19 protein-coding genes and 1 pseudogene are annotated in these 18302 nt (G+C 65.6%); 11 read left to right on the top strand and 9 right to left on the bottom strand.

What is annotated here, in order from left to right; translation table 11 throughout:
* Window positions 1–220 precede the first annotated feature (220 nt).
* The 3 genes and pseudogenes from ACQY4T_RS16975 (at window position 221) to ACQY4T_RS16985 (ending at window position 890) form a co-directional block, all read left to right on the top strand.
* The gene (locus tag ACQY4T_RS16975) at window positions 221–466 is read left to right on the top strand and encodes a type II toxin-antitoxin system Phd/YefM family antitoxin (RefSeq protein WP_428532982.1); all 246 of its coding nucleotides are present in this window, start codon (window positions 221–223) and stop codon (window positions 464–466) included.
* Window positions 463–672 (top strand): annotated as a pseudogene (locus tag ACQY4T_RS16980) (PIN domain-containing protein); the annotation flags it as partial. The gene ACQY4T_RS16975 and the pseudogene ACQY4T_RS16980, both read left to right, overlap by 4 nt.
* Window positions 597–890: a PIN domain-containing protein gene (locus ACQY4T_RS16985; RefSeq protein ID WP_428542944.1), complete on the top strand. Its 294-nt coding sequence runs from the start codon at window positions 597–599 to the stop codon at window positions 888–890. The pseudogene ACQY4T_RS16980 and the gene ACQY4T_RS16985, both read left to right, overlap by 76 nt.
* 80 nt (window positions 891–970) lie before the next feature.
* Here ACQY4T_RS16985 and acnA read toward each other — a convergent pair whose 3' ends face one another.
* A complete protein-coding gene (acnA, locus tag ACQY4T_RS16990; RefSeq protein WP_428532985.1) occupies window positions 971–3664 on the bottom strand; it encodes an aconitate hydratase AcnA in 2694 nt (897 codons plus the stop codon).
* A 170-nt stretch (window positions 3665–3834) separates the two neighbouring features.
* Here acnA and ccmA point away from each other — a divergent pair, with 170 nt between their 5' ends.
* From ccmA to ccmB, 3 genes are read left to right on the top strand one after another with little or no spacing between them, the layout of a single operon-like run.
* Window positions 3835–4449, top strand: a complete 615-nt coding sequence (gene ccmA / locus ACQY4T_RS16995; RefSeq protein WP_428532988.1) for a heme ABC exporter ATP-binding protein CcmA — start codon at window positions 3835–3837, stop codon at window positions 4447–4449.
* On the top strand, window positions 4449–4754 hold the full coding sequence (locus ACQY4T_RS17000) for a hypothetical protein (RefSeq protein ID WP_428532991.1): 306 nt from the start codon (window positions 4449–4451) through the stop codon (window positions 4752–4754). The genes ccmA and ACQY4T_RS17000 overlap by 1 nt, the downstream gene beginning before the upstream one ends.
* Window positions 4754–5419 (top strand): heme exporter protein CcmB, encoded by a 666-nt coding sequence (gene ccmB / locus ACQY4T_RS17005; protein ID WP_428532993.1) that lies wholly within the window; start codon window positions 4754–4756, stop codon window positions 5417–5419. The genes ACQY4T_RS17000 and ccmB overlap by 1 nt, the downstream gene beginning before the upstream one ends.
* A gap of 44 nt (window positions 5420–5463) precedes the next feature.
* Here the strand turns inward: ccmB and ACQY4T_RS17010 are convergent, their stop codons facing one another.
* Together ACQY4T_RS17010 and ACQY4T_RS17015 are read right to left on the bottom strand one after the other, a co-directional pair.
* On the bottom strand, window positions 5464–6216 hold the full coding sequence (locus ACQY4T_RS17010) for a creatininase family protein (protein ID WP_428532995.1): 753 nt from the start codon (window positions 6214–6216) through the stop codon (window positions 5464–5466).
* A 456-nt stretch (window positions 6217–6672) separates the two neighbouring features.
* Window positions 6673–6975: a hypothetical protein gene (locus ACQY4T_RS17015; RefSeq protein WP_428532998.1), complete on the bottom strand. Its 303-nt coding sequence runs from the start codon at window positions 6973–6975 to the stop codon at window positions 6673–6675.
* On the opposite strand from ACQY4T_RS17015, the gene ACQY4T_RS17020 reads away from it, so the two are divergent.
* Genes ACQY4T_RS17020 through ACQY4T_RS17030 form a run of 3 tightly spaced genes read left to right on the top strand, consistent with a single transcriptional unit; the run spans window position 6964 to window position 7946 of the window.
* Window positions 6964–7158 carry a helix-turn-helix domain-containing protein gene (locus ACQY4T_RS17020; protein WP_428533001.1) on the top strand — a complete coding sequence of 65 codons (195 nt, stop codon included), beginning with the start codon at window positions 6964–6966 and terminating at the stop codon, window positions 7156–7158. The genes ACQY4T_RS17015 and ACQY4T_RS17020 overlap by 12 nt on opposite strands.
* Window positions 7159–7214: 56 nt before the next feature.
* The gene (yajC, locus tag ACQY4T_RS17025; protein ID WP_428533004.1) at window positions 7215–7592 is read left to right on the top strand and encodes a preprotein translocase subunit YajC; all 378 of its coding nucleotides are present in this window, start codon (window positions 7215–7217) and stop codon (window positions 7590–7592) included.
* An 18-nt stretch (window positions 7593–7610) separates the two neighbouring features.
* A complete protein-coding gene (locus ACQY4T_RS17030; protein WP_428533007.1) occupies window positions 7611–7946 on the top strand; it encodes a PepSY domain-containing protein in 336 nt (111 codons plus the stop codon).
* A 116-nt stretch (window positions 7947–8062) separates the two neighbouring features.
* On the opposite strand, the gene ligA is transcribed toward ACQY4T_RS17030, so the two are convergent.
* The 5 genes from ligA to ACQY4T_RS17055 form a co-directional block, all read right to left on the bottom strand.
* Window positions 8063–10207: an NAD-dependent DNA ligase LigA gene (gene ligA / locus ACQY4T_RS17035; RefSeq protein ID WP_428533010.1), complete on the bottom strand. Its 2145-nt coding sequence runs from the start codon at window positions 10205–10207 to the stop codon at window positions 8063–8065.
* Entirely contained in the window at window positions 10204–11919 is a 1716-nt protein-coding gene (gene recN, locus ACQY4T_RS17040) for a DNA repair protein RecN (RefSeq protein WP_428533013.1), read from the bottom strand. Before recN ends, ligA begins: the two co-directional genes overlap by 4 nt.
* Before the next feature lie 33 nt (window positions 11920–11952).
* A complete protein-coding gene (locus ACQY4T_RS17045) occupies window positions 11953–12771 on the bottom strand; it encodes an outer membrane protein assembly factor BamD (protein WP_428533016.1) in 819 nt (272 codons plus the stop codon).
* A gap of 134 nt (window positions 12772–12905) precedes the next feature.
* On the bottom strand, window positions 12906–13853 hold the full coding sequence (gene lpxC, locus ACQY4T_RS17050; protein WP_428533019.1) for a UDP-3-O-acyl-N-acetylglucosamine deacetylase: 948 nt from the start codon (window positions 13851–13853) through the stop codon (window positions 12906–12908).
* 202 nt (window positions 13854–14055) lie between these two features.
* Window positions 14056–14751 carry an RraA family protein gene (locus ACQY4T_RS17055; RefSeq protein ID WP_428533022.1) on the bottom strand — a complete coding sequence of 232 codons (696 nt, stop codon included), beginning with the start codon at window positions 14749–14751 and terminating at the stop codon, window positions 14056–14058.
* 69 nt (window positions 14752–14820) lie between these two features.
* On the opposite strand from ACQY4T_RS17055, the gene ACQY4T_RS17060 reads away from it, so the two are divergent.
* Window positions 14821–15555, top strand: a complete 735-nt coding sequence (locus ACQY4T_RS17060; RefSeq protein WP_428533025.1) for an aspartate/glutamate racemase family protein — start codon at window positions 14821–14823, stop codon at window positions 15553–15555.
* Between the two features lie 164 nt (window positions 15556–15719).
* On the top strand, window positions 15720–17240 hold the full coding sequence (locus ACQY4T_RS17065) for an oligosaccharide flippase family protein (protein WP_428533028.1): 1521 nt from the start codon (window positions 15720–15722) through the stop codon (window positions 17238–17240).
* 141 nt (window positions 17241–17381) lie between these two features.
* Here ACQY4T_RS17065 and ACQY4T_RS17070 read toward each other — a convergent pair whose 3' ends face one another.
* A complete protein-coding gene (locus tag ACQY4T_RS17070; protein WP_428533031.1) occupies window positions 17382–18011 on the bottom strand; it encodes a hypothetical protein in 630 nt (209 codons plus the stop codon).
* Window positions 18012–18302: the final 291 nt, after the last annotated feature.

Here is an 18302-nt window from a genome sequence, read left to right on the forward strand (position 1 = left end):
GCCGGACAGCGCTCAAGTACCAGCGGTCTTAGGAGGGCGGCCGCCTTTTTCACCGTTGGACCGTGCCGCGGCGCTCTTCGCTGGCGAGGTCTTCTGGCCGGCTACACGGGCAAGCTCTCGGGTCATCCAGGAGAACCCATGGGTTGGGTTAATCAATCCGTTTGACGGATGACTGCCTTTCGAAATAATCTGGCCATATGGTCATTTTTATGAGAATGCCGTGAAGACCATCACCGTCGTCGAAGCGAAGGCCCGCTTTTCGGCCCTGTTGGCTGAGGTCGAGGAGGGCGAAGAAATTGCCGTCACTCGGCACGGCAAAGTCGTGGCGCGGCTGGTGCCGGATCGCCCGCGCGTGGCAGCCGACGCGTTTCGCGATTTCTGGTCGGACGGCGATATCAACCTGCGAGAAGCGGATGACGCACTGGCCGAGTGCGTGGCCTCGTTGGACGACCAGATTGGGCAGTGACCGCACTCTATCTTCTCGACACCAATATCTTTATCGCCGCGTTGAAGGCACATCCGGAGGTGCGGCAACGGCTGGAATCCTTGCCGCTGAGCACCCTGCGTCTGTCGGCCATCGTGCTGGGGGAGTTGGCATTCGGCGCGGAGAAAAGTGCGCATGGCGAACGCAACCGCGCCCGCGTCGCCTCGCTAGCGCAGCGGTTGCCGCTGGTCGGAATCGACTACGACACTACCCCCACTATGCGCGGGTCCGGGCCTTGTTGGAACGGCAGGGGATGCCGATCGGGGCGAATGACACATGGATCGCCGCACAGGCGTTAGCCATCAATGCCACGCTGGTTTCGGATAATGAACGTGAATTCTCGCGCGTGCCCGGATTGCCGCTGGAAAACTGGCTGGCACGCGGAAGCGATCAATCCGCAGGGTAAGCAACCTCGTCGCAAAGCCGACATTGACCGTGGCTGTCGGGCAACGGCAGCCGTCAAACAACCGTCCGCGGCCGCCAGGATCAGGCAGCCTTGGCCATGGCGCGCAGCACGTATTGCAGGATGCCGCCGTGCTGAAAGTAAGCCACCTCATCCACCGTATCGATCCGGCAGGTTACCGGCACGGTATCGACCTTGCCGTCGGCGCGATGGATTATTAGCGAGAGGTCCATCCGCGGGGTGATGGTGTCCAGGCCGGTGATGTCGATCAGTTCGTCGCCCTGGATCCGTAGCGACTTGCGATCGGTGCCGTCCTTGAACACCAGTGGCAAGACGCCCATGCCGACCAGGTTGGAGCGGTGGATGCGCTCGAAGCTTTCGACCACTACGGCTTTCACGCCCAGCAGCATGGTGCCCTTGGCGGCCCAGTCGCGGGACGATCCGGTGCCGTATTCCTTGCCGCCGAAGATCACCAGCGGCACGCCTTCCTGTTTGTAGCGCATCGCGGCGTCGTAGATCGGCATTTCCTCGCCCGAGGGCAGGTGGCGGGTCATGCCGCCTTCCACGTCCTTCAGCATCTCGTTGCGGATGCGGATGTTGGCGAAGGTGCCGCGCATCATGATTTCGTGGTTGCCGCGGCGGGCGCCGTAGCTATTGAAGTTGGCCTGGGTGACCTGGCGCTCCAGCAGGTAGTCACCGGCCGGGGAGGTTTTCCGAATTGATCCGGCTGGGCTGATGTGGTCGGTGGTGATGCTGTCGCCGAGTTCGGCCAGCACCCTGGCGCCGGTGATGTCGCCGACCGGGGCCGGTTCCATGGTGATGCCGTCGAAATAGGGCGGGTTCTTCACGTAGGTCGATCCGTCGGACCAGCGGTAGGTGGCGTTGTCACCCTCGACCTGGATCGACTGCCACTGTCTGGGGCCTTTGAACACTTCGCCGTAGCGTTTCAGGAATTGGTCGCGGGACAGGCTGGCGGCGATGACGTCGGCGATTTCCTTGTTGGTCGGCCACACGTCCTTCAGATACACCGGCTGGCCGTCGCTGCCGGTGCCCAGCGGTTCGGTGGTGATGTCGGCGGTCACCTTGCCGAGCAGGGCGTAGGCCACCACTAGCGGGGGCGAGGCCAGGTAGTTGGCGCGGACGTTGGCGTGGACCCGGCCCTCGAAATTGCGGTTGCCGGAGATTACCGCAGCGCCGACCAGGCGGTTGTCCTCGATTGCGTCGACGATCGCGTCATCCAGCGGACCCGAGTTGCCGATGCAGGTGGTGCAGCCGTAGCCCACGGTCTCGAAGCCGATCGCGTCGAGGTCGGCGGTCAGGCCGGATTTATCGAGATATTCGGTCACCACCTGGGAGCCGGGGGCGAGCGAGGTCTTCACCCATGGCTTCGGCTTCAGGCCCTTGGCGTGGGCCTTGCGCGCGACCAGGCCGGCGGCGACCAGCACCGAGGGGTTGGAGGTGTTGGTGCAGGAGGTGATGGCCGCGATCACCACGTCGCCGTGGGTCAGGTCGTAGTTTTTGCCGGCGACCTTGACCGTGGTCGCGGCCTCGTTCGCCGGCACCCCGAGGCCCTTGATCAGGTCGGCCTTGAACGAGGTGGACACTTCCTTCAGCAGAACCCGGTCCTGCGGGCGCTTTGGGCCGGCCATCGATGGCTGCACCGTGGAAAGGTCGAGTTCCAAGGTGTCGGTGAACACCGGGTCGGGGCTGTTCGGTTCGCGGAACATGCCCTGGGCCTTGAGGTAGGCCTCGACCAGGGCGATGCGGTGGGTGTCGCGTCCGGACAGTCGCAGGTAGTCGAGGGCGACCTTGTCGACCGGGAAGAAGCCGCAGGTGGCGCCGTATTCGGGGGCCATGTTGCCGATGGTGGCGCGGTCGGGCAGGCCGAGATCGTTCAGGCCGGGGCCGAAGAACTCGACGAACTTGGCGACCACGCCCTTGCGCCGCAGCATCTGGGTGACGGTCAGCACCAGGTCGGTGGCGGTGGCGCCCTCGGGCAGCTTGTTGGTCAGGCGGAAACCGATCACGTCGGGAATCAGCATGGCGATCGGCTGGCCCAGCATGGCGGCCTCGGCCTCGATGCCGCCGACGCCCCAGCCGAGGATGCCGAGGCCGTTGACCATGGTGGTGTGGCTGTCGGTGCCGTAGAGGGTGTCGGGATAGGCGAAGGTGGTGCCGGCGTTGGTCGAGGTCCAGACGCACTGGCCGAGGTATTCCAGGTTGACCTGGTGGCAGATGCCGGTGCCGGGCGGCACGACGCGGAAATTGTCGAACGCATCCTGGCCCCAGCGCAGGAACTTGTAGCGCTCGCCGTTGCGTTCGAACTCGATATCGACGTTTTTTTGCAGGGCGTCGGGGCGGGCGTAGACATCGACCATGACCGAGTGGTCGATCACCAGATCGACCGGCACCAGCGGGTTGACCTTGGCCGGGTTGCCGCCGAGGCGGGTGATGCCGTCGCGCATCGCCGCCAGATCGACCACCGCCGGCACGCCGGTGAAGTCCTGCATCAGGATGCGGGCCGGCTTGAACGGCACTTCGCGCGATGACGAGGCGTTTTCCAGCCAGCCGGCGATCGACTTGGCGTCATCCACTTTGTAGCTACGCCCATCCTCGAACCGCAGCACGTTTTCCAGCAGCACCTTCAGGCTGACCGGCAGGCGGGAGATGTCGCCCAGGGTCTTGGCCGCCTCGGGCAGGGAGAAATACTCGTACGGCTTGCCCTCGACGGTCAGCGTGCGGCGGGTTTTCAGGGTATCGTGCCCAATTGCGGTCATCGCCCGTGTCGCCCCGGTTCGCGGGGTGCCTTCCGTTATGGCGGCGTGGGGTGGAGAACACGCCGCGGATGAAATATCACGACGCCGGGCTTTAACCACACCGGCCGGTGGCCGGGCTTTAACCACACTGGCCGGTGATCGTCCACCGGGTTGGAACGCGGGGGATCGATGTGCTGAGCGCGAAGGACGTGGCGGTGTTCCGCGGGGAGCGGCTGGTGTTCAGCGATTTTTCGTTCAGCGTGGCGGCTGGGGGCGCCCTGGTGCTGACCGGGCCGAACGGGTCGGGCAAATCGACGCTGCTGCGACTGTTGGCGGGCTTGATCCGGCCGGCGGCGGGAAGGCTGGTTTGGGACGGGGCGGATGCTTTTGCCGACGTGGCCGAACACGGCCGCCGGGTGGCCTATGTCGGCCATCAGGATGCGGTGAAGCCGGGTTTGACGGTTGCCGAGAACCTGCGGTTCAGTGCGTCGGTGTCGGGTCGCTCGATCGGTGCGGCGTTGTCCGCGGTGGGGTTGCAGACGCTATCCGAGCTGCCGGCGCGCATGCTGTCGGCCGGGCAGCGGCGGCGGCTGGCGCTGTCGCGGCTGCTGTTGTCGGCCGCCCCGCTGTGGCTGCTGGACGAGCCGTCGCTGGGCCTGGACCGCGCCGCGATCGAGCGGTTAGGTGGCTTGTTGGCGACCCACCGAGCGGGCGGCGGCGTCGTGGTGGCGGCGACCCATGTCGCGTTGCCGCTGAGCGGCGCGGCCGAACTGCGGCTAGATCATCGGTTTGGCCTGAACCGATAATGCTCTGCGACTCATTGTTTGATAGGGCAATTCAGGCTTTTGGTGAGGCCATCAAAAGCGATCGCACCGCATTGTTCGAGAGGGCGATTCAGGCTTTTGGTGAGGCCACCAAAAGCGATCGCACCGCATTGTTTGATAGGGCGATTCAGGCTTTTGGTGAGGCCACCAAAAGCGATCGCACCGCATTGTCCGAGAGGGCGATTCACGCTTTTGGTGATGCCACCAAAAGCGATCGCACCGCATTGTCCGAGAGGGCGATTCACGCTTTTGGTGATGCCACCAAAAGCGATCGCACTCTAAACTGATGCGGATCTTCTGGGCGGTGCTGTCACGCGATTTGCGGCTTTCGCTGCGCCATGGCGCCGACACCCTGGCGGCGCTGCTGTTCTTCCTGGTCACCGCCTCGCTGTTCCCGCTGGCGATCGGCCCGGCGCCGGACACGCTGGGCCGCATCGCGCCCGGGATCGTCTGGGTCTGTGCGTTGCTGGCGGCGCTGCTGCCGCTGGATCGGCTGTTCGGCGCCGATCTGGAAGACGGTTCGCTGGATCTGTTGCTGCTGTCGGGGCTGCCGGCGGCGGCGGTGGCGGCGGCCAAGGCGGCGTCGCACTGGCTGGTCACCGGGTTGCCGCTGTTGCTGGCGGCGGGGCCGGTTGCGGTGATGCTGCGCATGCCGCCGGACGGCATTCCGGCGCTGCTGGCGGGGCTGCTGCTGGGCAGCGTGCTGATGTCGCTGTTCGGCACCACAGGTGCGTCGATCGTGCTGGGCGCGCGTCGGGGTGGGGTGCTGCTGCCGCTGCTGGTGCTGCCGTTGATTACGCCGGTGCTGATTTTTGGCGCCGCGGCCGCCGATGCTGCGGCCAACGGGCTGTCACCGCGGCCGCATCTGCTGCTGCTGGGGGCGATGCTGTCGGCCGCGCTGCCGCTGTGCCCGCTGGCCGCCGGCGCCGGGCTGCGCGCGGCGGTGGAGTGAGTGGTTAGCGGCTTCCGACCACAGGCAGGCTATCGGGCGGCCTGTCAGGCGTTCTCGCCGATGAAGCTGGTGTAGGTTTTCACCAGTTCGGGGACCGATGTCTCGAAGAAACGCTGGCCTTTCTGGGGGGTGGCGAGGCCGGGGTTGGAGCCGATCCGGCCGTCGGGGAAGCGGCGGCGGTAATCGGCCGGGCCGTGGAAGCGGCCGGAGGGGGCGCGGGCCGGGTCCAGCATCGCCTGCTTGATGGTCTCGGGCAGGGCGTATTGGGTGAGCGCGACCTCGCTGGCCGTGGCGTGGCTGCCTTCGTCGTCGCCGAAGACCTCTTTCGCCAGTTCGTGCATGGCCTTGCCGTCCCACCAGTTGGTCAAGCGGCAGCGTAGTTCGTCGTTCGCGGCGTGGCCGAAGGCGCCCTCGAACTCGGCGTAGATTTCGGAGAATGCGGCCTGCACGGTGGCGATGTTGCCGCCGTGGCCGTTGATGAACAGGAAGCGGCGGAAGCCGTGCCGAGCAAGCGAGAGGACGTAGTCGTGGATGATGGCGATGAGGGTGGAGGGCTTGACGGTCATCGAGCCGGCGAAGCCCATGTGGTGCACGGCGATGCCGACGCCGATGGTCGGGCCGACCATGGCGCTGGCGGCGTCGCCGACGGCACGGGCGATGACCTCGGCGCAGATCGCGTCGGTGCCGATCAGGCCGTTCGGGCCATGCTGTTCGGTGGACCCGATCGGCAGGATGATGCCCTTGGACCCGGTGAGGTAGGTTTCCACTTCCTGCCAGGTCTGGTGCTGCAGCAGCATGGACTTTGTACTCCTGTGGTTGGTCTTGAGCCGCGGTCCGCGACGGCGGGTTGCGCCGGGCGGAGCGCGACGGGCTCGATCGCGCCGGTTCTGTGTTTCGAACGTGGCACGGGGGGCGTGACACTGGGGGCGTCGCTCCACCCTGGCCGCAAGGTGTGGCAGATCGGCGCTGCGGTGTGAAGTTGGGCGGCTCGGTCAGTGCCGTGGCAGGTCGCCCCGCATGAGGCTTGCGTCAGGAACAGAGTAAGAACATATTTGGCGTATGACAGCGCCCTACCAGAGTGTTTGCGCCTGCGGGCGGACGATCGCGCGGCAGTGGCCGCCGAACGACGGCGATGTGGTATGCGACGCGTGCGCGGCAGAGACGCGGACAGTGATTGCGCAACTGGAGCTTGAACTGGCCGGGGCTGAGCAGCGGGACGCATCAGCGGGCGCGCCGTCGTGGTTCAACCTCGGTCAGCCGTCGTGATGGGCTTCGATCCGGTAGCCGTGCGGATCGATGACGCAGGCGGCGTAATAGCCGGGTGCGTAATCCGGGCGGGGTCCCGGCGGTCCGTTATCCGTGCCGTCGAGGCGGAGCGCGGTCGCGGCGGTGCTGCAGGGCAGCCGGAACCGACGGATCGCGATCTGCGGCGGGTGGAGGCGATCCCGCGGCGTATCGAGGTTCATGCCGACGCGCCGCTGAGCCTCGGGAGATGGCGCGCGGCGTGGCGATAGCGCCGCATCACGTTCCGCCGTGTCGTCGGCATGAGCCCGCACCGGTTCATCCTGAGGACTCGCCTGCAGAACGCGGCGGTGGCGTTGCGGCGGTCGAAGCGGCCGGTGCTCGAGGTCGCTTTGGATGCCGGGTTCGCCGATCCTTCGACGTTCAACCGACAGTTCCGCCGGGTCGTCTTGATGACGCCGCGTGACGATCGGCGCGGCGCTCGGCTGGCCGCTTGACGCGGGCAAGCCGGCAACTATGGTCCGGCTCTCGCATCGCAGGGACCTTCCCACCAGTGAACCCATTTACGGTCATCTCTCCGGCGTATGCCCAGGACGCCTCCGGAGTGTTGTCGGGCGTGACCCAGTTCGCTCCGTTAGTATTGATCTTCGCGGTGTTCTACTTCCTGCTGATCCGTCCACAACAGCAGAAGCAGAAGGAAATGCGCGGCATGCTGGCGGAGCTGAAGCATGGTGACAAGGTTGTCACCGGGGGCGGCATACTTGGCACGGTGCAGCGGGTGCCGGTGGTGCAGGACAAGGATGGCAAGCAAATCCCGTCCAACGAGATCGAGGTGGAGATCGCCTCCAACCTTCGCGTTACGGTGTTGCGGGAGACGATTTCGAGTGTGATCAAGACGGACAGAGATCAGCCCGCGAAGGTCAGGCGGTGAAACCAGGTTTCGGCGGCGTTGCGGTTCGCCGCGCTCTGGTTGCAGGCTGGCGGTCTTGATCGCCGCGCCCATCGGGCGTTTTTCGCCGCGGGGAAGGACGACATGAGAAAACCCGCATTTCTTACCGCCGTGCTGCTGCTGGCGGGCGTGATCGCGGTGCCGGCACTGGCGGATCAACCCGGCGCTGACTGGATTAGCGTGGATCAAGCCAAATCGAAGCTGATGGCGGCGGTCTACAGCAGCGTGAGCACGATCGAGGCCGACGATGGCCACTGGGAAGGCGAAGGCATGAAAGAACGGCCGGAAGCACGAATTCCATGTCGATCCGCATCCCGGTGCCATCACCAAGGATAAGCTGGACGATTGAGACATGACCGCGGCTGGGGCGGAGCGTTGAAGCCGCGTTGATTATGCGACAGCCGGAGTGTTTGCAGGCCGCACCGGCTCTGTAACGTCGCCTTGGCAGCGAATTAGCCCAGCAGGTCCTGCCACTCGGCCTCGGTCACAGTGCGGACACCGAGTTCGGTTGCCTTGTGCGCCTTTGATCCGGCGTCGGCGCCGACGATGACGATGTCGGTTTTTTTTGATACCGAATCGGTAACTTTGGCGCCCAGGGACTCCGCCGTGGCTTTCGCCTCGGGGCGCGTCATGGTTTGCAAGGTCCCGGTGAAAACCACGATTTTTCCGGCAATCGGACTGTCGGTTCCGGACGCCTGGGCGGCGTCCTGGATGTCGAGTTCGGCGGCGAGTTGGTCGAGCGCGGCGATGTTGCGGGCCTCGCCGAAGAAGTCGGTGAGTTCCTCGGCGATCGAGGGGCCGATGCCGGTGATGCTGCCCAGTTGCAGGCGTTCGTCGGATCCGATGGTGGTGGCGGCGAGCATCTGGGTGCGCCAATTGGCGAAACTGGCGTAGTGGCGGGCCAGCAATCTTGCGTTGGTCGCGCCGATGCGGCGGATGCCGAGGGCGTAGATGAAGCGCTCCAACGGGATGGTCCGGCGGGCGCGGATGGCACGGGACAGGTTGCGGGCCGAGGTCTTGCCCCAGCCCTCGCGGGCGGCGATTTCGGCTTCGCGGTCGGGCAGGCGGAACAGATCGGCCGGGCCGTGCAGCCAGCCCTCAGTGTAGAATTCCTGGATGGTTTTGTCGCCGAGGCCATCGATGTCGAAGGCCGGGCGGGAGACGAAGTGGATCAGGCGTTCGACGCGCTGGGCCGGGCAGATCAGGCCGGCGGTGCAGCGGCGGACCACCTCGCCGGGGGGGCGGGCGGCGTTGCTGCCGCAGGCGGGGCAGAGTTCGGGGAAGACGTAGGGCTTGGATCCATCGGGGCGGCGATCGGTTACCACGGAAACGATCTGCGGGATCACGTCGCCGGCGCGCTGCAGCACCACGGTGTCGCCGATGCGGATATCCTTGCGGGCGATTTCATCTTCGTTGTGTAACGTTGCCCGAGCGACGAGGACGCCGCCGACGTTGATGGGTTCGAGTTCGGCGACCGGGGTCAGGGCGCCGGTGCGGCCGACCTGGATGCGGATGTCGCGCAGCACGGTCATCGCCTGTTCGGCCGGGAACTTCCAGGCGATCGCCCAGCGCGGGGCGCGGCCGACGAAACCAAGCCGGCGCTGCAAGGCCAGGTCGTCGATCTTGTAGACGACGCCGTCGATGTCGTAGCCGAGGCCGGATCGTTGCAATGCGATATCGGTCTGGAAATTTTCGGCGTCGGTTTCGCTGCCGAGGCGGCGGGATAGCGGGTTGACGTCGAAGCCCCAGGTTTTGAGCCGGTCGAGATACTCCCAGTGGGTGGCGGCAACCGGTTCGCTGCTTTCGCCCTGGGCGTAGGCGAACAGCGACAACGGGCGGCCGGCGGTGATCTTGACGTCTAGTTGGCGGAGGCTGCCGGCGGCGGCGTTGCGCGGGTTGGCGAAGACCTTGGCGCCGGTCTCGGCCTGCGCCTGGTTGAGGGCGAGGAAGTCGGCTTTGGTCATGAACACCTCGCCGCGGATCTCGATCAGTTCGGGGGCGTTGCCGTGCAGCGTTTCGGGGATCGATTTCATGGTGCGGAGGTTGGCGGTTACGTCCTCCCCTTCGGTGCCGTCGCCGCGGGTTGCGCCGCGGACGAAACGGCCGTGCTGGTAGGTGAGGTTGATCGACAGGCCGTCGATCTTCGGTTCGGCGACGAAGGTTAGCGGTTCGGTGCGACCGAGGAAGCGCTTGGCGCGGGCGCAGAATTCGGCGAACTCGATGTTGCCGAAGGCGTTGTCCAGCGACAGCATGGGCACGCGGTGGCGCAGCTTGGCGAAGCCGGATTCGGGTGCGCCGCCGATCCGGGTGGAGGGCGAGTCGGGGCGGATCAGGGCGGGAAAGCGGGCTTCGATCGCGGCGTTGCGGCGGCGCAGGGCGTCGTAGTCGGCATCGGCGATTTCCGGTGCATCGCGGGTGTGGTAGGCGGCGTCGTGATGGGCGATCTGCCGGGCGAGGTCGGCCAGTTGGTCGGCCGCTTCCGATTCGGTGAGCGAATCGAGTTCGGCTTTTGGGGTGGGTTCCGGCTTGGCGGGGCGCCGCACCGATCTGGCTTGGTCGGCCTGCGATTCAGTGCGGGGGCGCGGTGGCTTGGTCATACCGCCAGGCGCTGCGGCGGGCCTTGGCCGCGCAGCAGATCGTCGGCGGCGGCGCGAGCGGCGTCGGAGATGGTTTCGCCGGCCAACATGCGGGCGATTTCCTCGCGGCGGGCGGCGGGCGGCAGGTCATCCACGGTGGTTGCTGTGCGATCACGCGAGGCGGCCTTGGCGACGCGCAAATGCGCGGTTCCGCGGGCTGCCACCTGGGGGCTGTGGGTCACCACCAAGACCTGCACCGCTTCGGCGACCCGGGCCAGGCGGTCACCGACCGCGGCGGCGGTGGCGCCGCCGATGCCGGCGTCCACCTCGTCGAATACCAGGGTGGGGACGGTCGAGCCGGCCGACAGCACGACCTTCATCGCCAGCATCAGGCGCGACAACTCGCCGCCCGAGGCGACGCGGGCGAGCGGTCCGGGTGACTGGCCGGGGTTGGTGGCGATCAGGAAGCGGACCTGATCGGTGCCACCGGCGCCCCAGCCGGTTTCGGGCAAGTCGGAGACCTCGGCGAGGAAGCGGGCCTTGTCCAGGCGCAGCGGCGGCAGTTCCCTGGCGACGGCTTGGCGCAGCTTGCCCGAGGCGGAGTTGCGGGCGGCCGAGAGGGCGGCGGCCGCGGCGGCGTAGTGGTCCCTGCCCTGCTCGGCTGCCTGCTGCAGCGCGGCGATTTCGGCGGCGCCGGTTTCCAGCGCGGTGAGCCGTGCGGCGAGGGTATCGAGCAGTGCGGGCAGGTCGGCGACCGCGACGGCGTGCTTGCGGGCGGCGGCGCGCAGTGCGAACAGGCGTTCTTCGGACTGTTCCAATCGGCGCGGGTCGATATCGGCGTCGGCGATCAGGCGGGTGAGCAGGGTTTCTGCCTCGGCCAGGGCTTCCTCGGCGCGTTCGAGGGCGGCGATGGCGGGATCGGCGGGATTTTCGATTGGTTCGGGCTGGGTGGCTGGGGCCAGGCGCTGCAAGGCGCGTGACGCGGCCCGCAGCGAGGCGGCCGGGCCGGCGCTGCGGCGGTCACGCGGGGTGAGTTCGGCCAGTGCGGCGGCGATGGCTTCGGCGCGGCGCTCGCTTTGTTGCAGGCGCTGGCGTTCGCTTGCCAGGGTGTCTTCCTCGTCGATGCGCGGCGCCAGGGTGGCGAGTTCATCGACGGCGTGGCGCAGCCATTCCTGGTCGCGTTCGGCGGCGGAGATGGCCGAACGGGCTTGCTCGAGTTGGGCGATGGCATCGCGCCAGGCGGCCCATGACCGGGTCACGGCGGTGAGGAGCGCTGGTGGGACGCCGAACGCGTCCAGCAGGGCGGCGTGCCCGGCGGGGTCGGCGAGGGTCATCTGCTCGTGCTGGCCTTGCACTTCCACCAGCATCGTGCCGATCCGGCGCAGCAGGCCGACGCCGACGGGGTGGTCGTTGACGAAGGCGCGCGAGCGCCCGTCGCGGGTGACGATCCGGCGCAGCACGATTTCATCCTCGCCGGCGAGGCCGTGTTCGTCGAGTACGGCCGCCACCGGATGGGTATCGGGCGGGGCGAAGCAGGCGGTGACGCTGGCCTGTTCGGCGGTGGTGCGCACCAGGCCGGCTTCGGCGCGCGCGCCGAGTGCCAGGCCGAGGCTGTCGAGCAGGATGGATTTGCCGGCGCCGGTTTCGCCGGTCAGCACGGTCAGTCCATGGCCGAACGCCAGATCCAGCCGCTCGATCAGGACGACGTCACGAATGGACAACGCGGTCAGCACGGTGCGCCGCTCATGTGGCGGGACGAGCGGCGGTCAGAACACCGCATGCCAGGCACGGGAGAAGAAGCCGCGCGGTTCGGGCTTCTCGTTCGCGGCCTGGCCGGTGGGGTGGGCGACGTCATCATCGACCAGTTGGGCGTAGCTATCGTTGTACCACTCGCTTCCCGGGTAGTTGTAGCCGAGCACGGCGGCGGTCTTGCGGGCCTGATCCTTGAGGCCGAGGACGAGATAGACCTCGGTGAGGCGGGCGAGTGCCTCGGGCACATGGTTGGTGGTCTGGAAGTCGTCGACCACGCGCTGGAAGCGGCCGATGGCGGCTTCGTAGAGATGTTGCTTCTGATAGAAGCGGCCGATCTCCATTTCCTTGCCAGCGAGGTGGTCGACGCAGAGATCGATCTTCAGCTTGGCGTCGGTGGCGTAGCTGGTGTCGGGGTAGCGGTTGACCACCTCTCGCAGTGCGGCCATGGCTTGTTCGGTGCCCTTCTGGTCGCGCTCGATGTCGGCGATCTGCTCGTAGTAGCAAAGCGACCGCAGATAGTAGGCATAGGCGATGTCGCGGTGGGCCGGGTGCAGTTGGATGAAGCGGTCGAGCGTGCCGATGGCGCCGGTGTACTGGTTCTGCAGATAGAGCGAGTAGCCGGACATCAACTGGGCGTTCACCGCCCAGGTGGAATAGGGGTAGTTCTGCTCCACGGCGCTGAACTGGCTGTCGGCGGTGGTGAAGCGGCGGGCGTTCAACGCGTCCACGCCGTTGTTGTAGAACGTTTCGACCGAGGGGACCGGCGCGGGCTTGGCGGCCGTGTCGTCGCTGGACGAGCCACAAGCGGACAACAGGGGGGCGAGCGCTGTCATCGCGAGGAAAATCGCGCGTGGCGAGGGACGAGCTAGGTTGGGCTGCATTTTGCGACTCGGGTGCATCGCGGGAGTTATATCATGCCATCGCGATCCGCGAATACCGGGATTGACCGGTCGCTGTTCGGAGACGCTCAGGCAGCGGCGACGAGCGGATCGTTGGCGACCGGGTTCCAGGCGGTGGGGTCGGCGAACAGGGCGCGCAGCAGGCGGTTGTTCAGCGCGTGGCCGGGCCGGTGGGCGACGAAGCGTCCGTGCAGGGTGCCCCCGGCCAAAGCGAGGTCGCCGACTGCGTCGACCAGCTTGTGACTGGCGAATTCGTTGTTCATGCGCAGGCCGCCCGGATTGAGGATGGCGTCGCCATCGACGACGATGGCGTTGTCCAGGCTGCCGCCGCGGGCGAGGCCGGCGGCGTGGAGCTGATCGACCTCTGCTGCGTGGGCGAAGGTGCGGGCGGGCGCGACGTCGTGGCGGAAGCTGTCCGGGGTGAGACGAAGCGAGGCAGACTGGCGGCCGATGGCCGCGGCGGTGAAGTCGATCGACAGATCGATCTGCAGCACCGGGTCGGCGGCACGGGCGGCCGGACCCAGCGGGCGCAGTTCGGCCCAGGCCTCGCCGGCGGCGACGCGAACGGTGTGGCGGATTTCGATGACCTGGCGCGGGGTGTCGAGTGCCACCGACCCGGCGCAGTCGAGCAGGAACACGAAGGGGGCGGCGGAGCCGTCGAGGATGGGGATTTCCGGGCCGTCGAGCTCGATCAGGGCGTTGTCGATGGCGAGCGCGGAGAGCGCGGCCATGAGATGTTCGACGGTGCCGACGCGAACCGACTGCATGGCGGGGTCGGCCAGTACGGTGCAGAGCCTGGTGTCGGCGACGTTGTCGAAGCGGGCGGCGATATCGCGCCCGAGATCGGTGCGGCGAAAGACGATGCCGTGGCCGGCGGCGGCGGGGCGAATGGTAAGGTTGACGCGTCGGCCGGAGTGCACGCCGATGCCGACGCAGTCGATGGCGGTCTTCAGGGTGCGCTGCCGCCATCCGGAGGCGGCTGGGTTCGGGTTTGGCAGTCTGATCGGGCCGTCCATCGCGAGCATCCTGGGTGGCGGCGGCGGATTCGGAACAGCCATGATGTTCGATAGCCGGTTCCGGCGGTCGAGCCGAGTCAATGATTGTTGCCCGGTGTTACGCTTCAAGTCGTTGCATTTATTGCATTTGTTGCAGTGCGTTACACGGCAGGCGGAGCGCTGGGGGAACGCCTCGGGCGGGACTGTCCTGGGGCTTGTACGATCAGTGGATTTCGCCCGATTTGCGCAGGGCTTCGCGCAGTTTGGCGGGGGTGAAGCCGGGCGCCTTGCAGACGTCGAGGATCACCGCTTCGCGGCGCGAGACCAGGTCGATTGCGGCCGGCAGCTTGCGTACCGCCTCGGCCGGGATGACTACCGCGCCGTGGTAATCGGCGTGGATCACGTCGTCATGCGCGGCTTGCATGCCGAAGACGTTCACCGGCTTGGCGAAATCGACCATGTGGACGTGGGCGTGGCTGGGGCCGACGCGGCCGCCGATCATCTGGAAGCCGGGCGCCCACATGTCGAGGTCGCGAAACGAGCCGTTGGTGACGCAGCCGATCGAGCCGAGGGCCTTGTGGATGGTGGACTGGACCTCTCCCCAATAGGCGCCGTAACCGATTTGGCCGTCGATGTCCTGGAGTATGGCGATGGTGGGCAGGTCGACCCTGGCGACGTAGTCGTACCAGTCAGCTCGGTCGGTGACCTTGGAGCGGGGGGGTTCGGTGGCGCGGATCATGCCGACCCGTGCGAGGCCGACGATCGGCTTGGCCTTGGGGTCGATGCAGACCATCGGTTCGGTGGTGAAACCGATGGCGCGGCGTTCCGGCAGCACGATTTCGAGCCCGTTGCAGATGGTGGGGGTGTCCCATTGCGCCAGGACGTCGAGGTCGGACTGGTTGAAGGGTCGTTCGGCCATGGTTGGTTCCTCCGGTGGCGGGCGTGAGGAATACTCGCCTGGGGGATGGGTTGGGGGCAAGGTGGGGGGATGATGGCGGGTTCGGGAGTGGCGAGGGGCGGCAAGGCGATTTATGGCGCGCCGCTGGGGATTCTGATGCTGGAGGCGCGGTTTGCGCGGATTCCGGGGGATATGGGGAACGCGACGACGTGGCCGTTTCCGGTGCTGTATCGGGTGGTGAAGGGGGCCAGTCCGGAGCGGGTGGTGCTGCGGGGGGCGGCGGGGCTGCTGCCTTCGTTTCTGGAGGCGGCGGCGGAGTTGGTGTCTTGGGGGGCGGAAGCGATTACCACGAACTGCGGGTTCCTGTCGGTGTTCCAGCGCGAGCTGGCGGCGCATGTGGGGGTGCCGGTGGCGACGAGTTCGTTGATGCAGGTGCCTTGGGTGCAGGCTTTGCTGCCGCCGGGCAAGCGGGTGGGGGTGGTGACGGTTTCGGCGGGGTCGCTGAGCGCGGCGCACCTGGCGGCGGCGGGGGTGGCGGCGGATACGCCAGTTGTGGGGGTGGAAGATGGGGCGGAGTTGTTTCGGGTGTTGATCCTGGGGGAGAAGCAGGATCTGGATGTCGGGTTGGCTGAGCGGGATGTTTTGGCGGCGGGGCGGCGGTTGGTGGCGGCGCATCCGGATGTGGCGGCGGTGGTGTTGGAGTGCACGAATATGCCGCCGTATGCGGCGGCGCTGCGGGCGGCGCTGGGGGTGCCGGTGTTTGATGTTTATTCGTTGGTGGGGTGGTTGCGGGCTGGGGTTTGGGTTGGGGGGTTTGACCTCTGAAACGCTGTCTCTGATCCGTGGACCTGCGGCAACAAGCTTCCCTGCGGCAACTCCAACTGCCCGGGCGCGGAGATAGTGCGGAGATAGTAAGGAAATCTGGATTATAAGAATGCGACAGCTCAATTTCCGTGCTAAGCCAAATCGATATCCGGTGGAAAGCTGGCGTGGTGGCACCGATTCACGATTCGACCTCCGTAGCAAGCCGCACCGTGGTTGGCGCGAGCTGGATGATCGCGTGGCGATTTGTCACTCGAGGGCTGGGTTTCATCAGTACAATTATTCTGGCGCGTCTGCTGGTTCCCGCTGATTTCGGCATCGTCGCCGTCGCAAGCGCATTCGCATCCGGGATCGACGCGTTGTCCGAGCTTGGACTGCAGGCCGCGCTGGTTCGTCAAGCCGACGATGACCCTTCGCTCTATGACACGGCATTCACGTTACAGGCCGCACGCGGCCTCATCACCGGGGTGATCCTGGCGACTGGGGCTTGGGGCGCCGGTTACCTGTTTGCTGATCCCCGCTTGACAACCGTGCTGTTCGTCCTCGCGGGCGTCGCGGCGATCGGCGGCTTCGACAACATCGCGGTCGTAAGGTTCCAGCGTGAACTCCGCTTCGATATGGAGTTCCGGCTTCTGTTCCTGCCGCGGATATTGCAATTCGTTGCCGCCACCACTGCGGCGTTCACGCTGCGCAGTTATTGGGCTCTCGTCATCGGCATCGTCGTCGGCCGCTTGTCGCGTACCTTCGTGACCTATTGGTTCCAACCTTATCGCCCTCGGCTTTCGTTATCCAGGTGGCGCGATCTGGCGAGCTTTTCGCTTTGGTCGTGGGCCTCGAGTCTGGCGTACATGGTGTGGAACCGCTGCGATGCCTTCGTCCTCGGCCCCGCTCTCGGGATGAGACAACTCGGCATATTCATGCTGTCGATGGAGATTGGGTTGTTGCCAACGACCGAATTGGTCGAGCCCGCGACGCGGGCGCTGTACGCCGGCGTGGCCGCGGCTCAGAACCGAGGTACTGACTCGGTCGGGCTGGCGTTGCCGCTGATTGTCGCATTGCAGATGATCGTCCTGCCGATCGGTCTTGGTATTTCCACAACCTCCAGTTATGTCGTGGCGGGACTTCTTGGGCCGACCTGGAGCGCCGGAACTCCTGTTATTGCAATGTTTGCCATGTTGATCGCCTTCACGCCCGTTAGCTATATCTGCGCTACTGTCCTAAATGCCTCCGGCCAGGTTCGCCAGAATTTCTACGCTGTCGCTATTGCCGCACCGTTGCGCGTTGCCTGTCTGTATGCGGTGGCCGGGTATCATCGGCTGGATTGGGCCGCGCTCGCTATCTGCACCGTTGTTACAGCAGAATCATTTCTGTTAGTTTTTCAACTGAGCCGCTGTGGCCACCTGTCATGGCGAGACGCGATGCCCGGCTTCCTCAGAACCGTTATCTCGTGCTCAACGGTGGCAATTGTTCTCAAACTGACAGGTTTGGGCTGGCACAATACTGATTTGCCGTCGCTCGAGGCGATCGTGACCGGGGGGATCATAGGTGGCGCATGCATCGCTGCCTGCATCGCCCTGCAAATGACGCTCTGGACGTCGGTTGGGCGGCCAGCGGGACCCGAAGCAACTTTCTTGCGATTGGCAGGCAGCGTCCGAGTTGGACTGCGCCGGAAGCCTGGTCTAGCGTGAATTGTGTGTGGCCAGCCCTTATGTTTACCCAGGCCAGCGAAGTCCTTCAACGTGTTGTGGCAGAACCTGAAATGTCCAATAAGGTATTGCCGAAAAGTTGGATTTCCCTATCTACTGAACACCTATTGGTTCTCCAGAGTTTCAAACTGGCAATTTGACAGTCGCGTCAAGTGGCTGTCTTAGCAAGACTGTATCCGCAGGACGCCCCGCGCCGCCCTCAACACCCTCGTAACGGCCCTCCCGCACGCTAAGTCTCTGGCTCGCTATGTAATGTAATAGCCCCGGACCGAGGTGCACGAACGTCCGGCGTCGATCTAGCAAGGGATACTCGTGAACCGACCGGGTAAAGCGTATGCTGCGGCGCAGTAGACGATATTGGGGGTCGGGATACATGGCCGATATGATGCCATCCACAATATTACGGCGCGTAAGCGCAATGCCGACCCAACCTTGCGTTTCGGCGTCTGATATCAGATCGGGCAGACGCAGGGCCGCGCCATCCGCGAGGCGTTCATCACAATCTAATTGCAGAACCCACTCTGTTGTGGCCGCTTCCTGAATTCGATTGCGCTGAGCGGCGAAGTCATTGTTCAGCGGGCTGGTTAACACGACGACCTCAGTCCCCGGCCGAAGAACTTCACGAATTTTCATACTCAGTCGCATTCCGGAACCGACGTCCGCCGTGTCTAAAGCGACAACGAAATGGCCGAAGTTATCTGCAACGCGGGAGCAGAGCTCAAGCAAATCCGTCGTGGCATCATTCGCGGCCATTATCCCGAGTGTCAGTCTTAAGCATGGACCGGGGCGCTCGGCCACCGGCCACGGCTCAATGACCGCGTCGATGTTTCTGCCGTAATCCCAGGATACAGACGTGGGCACCAATGGAAGGTTCGTTGCGACCGACACGGCGTGCTGCCCAGAATTCGCTGCAAACATGCGAACCGTCGCAGGAGAAAAATAATGACTTTCGTATTTTCCCGGCGGTCGCGCACCCGTCAGCTTGCTGTACCAATTGTTCCAGTTGATAAATTTGAACCGATTCTCATTGCTTCGGTAGGCATT

This window comes from Rhodopila sp. (assembly GCF_965277825.1).
In the GTDB taxonomy this organism is placed as follows: Bacteria; Pseudomonadota; Alphaproteobacteria; order Acetobacterales; family Acetobacteraceae; genus Rhodopila.

Coding starts and splice junctions, on each gene's coding strand:
- acnA (WP_428532985.1), bottom strand. CDS start 3,664: ATGACCGCAATTGGGCACGATACCCTGAAAACCCGCCGCACGCTGACC.
- ACQY4T_RS17000 (WP_428532991.1), top strand. CDS start 4,449: ATGCTCTGCGACTCATTGTTTGATAGGGCAATTCAGGCTTTTGGTGAG.
- ccmB (WP_428532993.1), top strand. CDS start 4,754: ATGCGGATCTTCTGGGCGGTGCTGTCACGCGATTTGCGGCTTTCGCTG.
- ACQY4T_RS17010 (WP_428532995.1), bottom strand. CDS start 6,216: ATGCTGCTGCAGCACCAGACCTGGCAGGAAGTGGAAACCTACCTCACC.
- ACQY4T_RS17020 (WP_428533001.1), top strand. CDS start 6,964: ATGAGCCCGCACCGGTTCATCCTGAGGACTCGCCTGCAGAACGCGGCG.
- ligA (WP_428533010.1), bottom strand. CDS start 10,207: ATGACCAAGCCACCGCGCCCCCGCACTGAATCGCAGGCCGACCAAGCC.
- ACQY4T_RS17045 (WP_428533016.1), bottom strand. CDS start 12,771: ATGACAGCGCTCGCCCCCCTGTTGTCCGCTTGTGGCTCGTCCAGCGAC.
- lpxC (WP_428533019.1), bottom strand. CDS start 13,853: ATGGACGGCCCGATCAGACTGCCAAACCCGAACCCAGCCGCCTCCGGA.
- ACQY4T_RS17055 (WP_428533022.1), bottom strand. CDS start 14,751: ATGGCCGAACGACCCTTCAACCAGTCCGACCTCGACGTCCTGGCGCAA.
- ACQY4T_RS17060 (WP_428533025.1), top strand. CDS start 14,821: ATGATGGCGGGTTCGGGAGTGGCGAGGGGCGGCAAGGCGATTTATGGC.
- ACQY4T_RS17070 (WP_428533031.1), bottom strand. CDS start 18,011: ATGGCCGCGAATGATGCCACGACGGATTTGCTTGAGCTCTGCTCCCGC.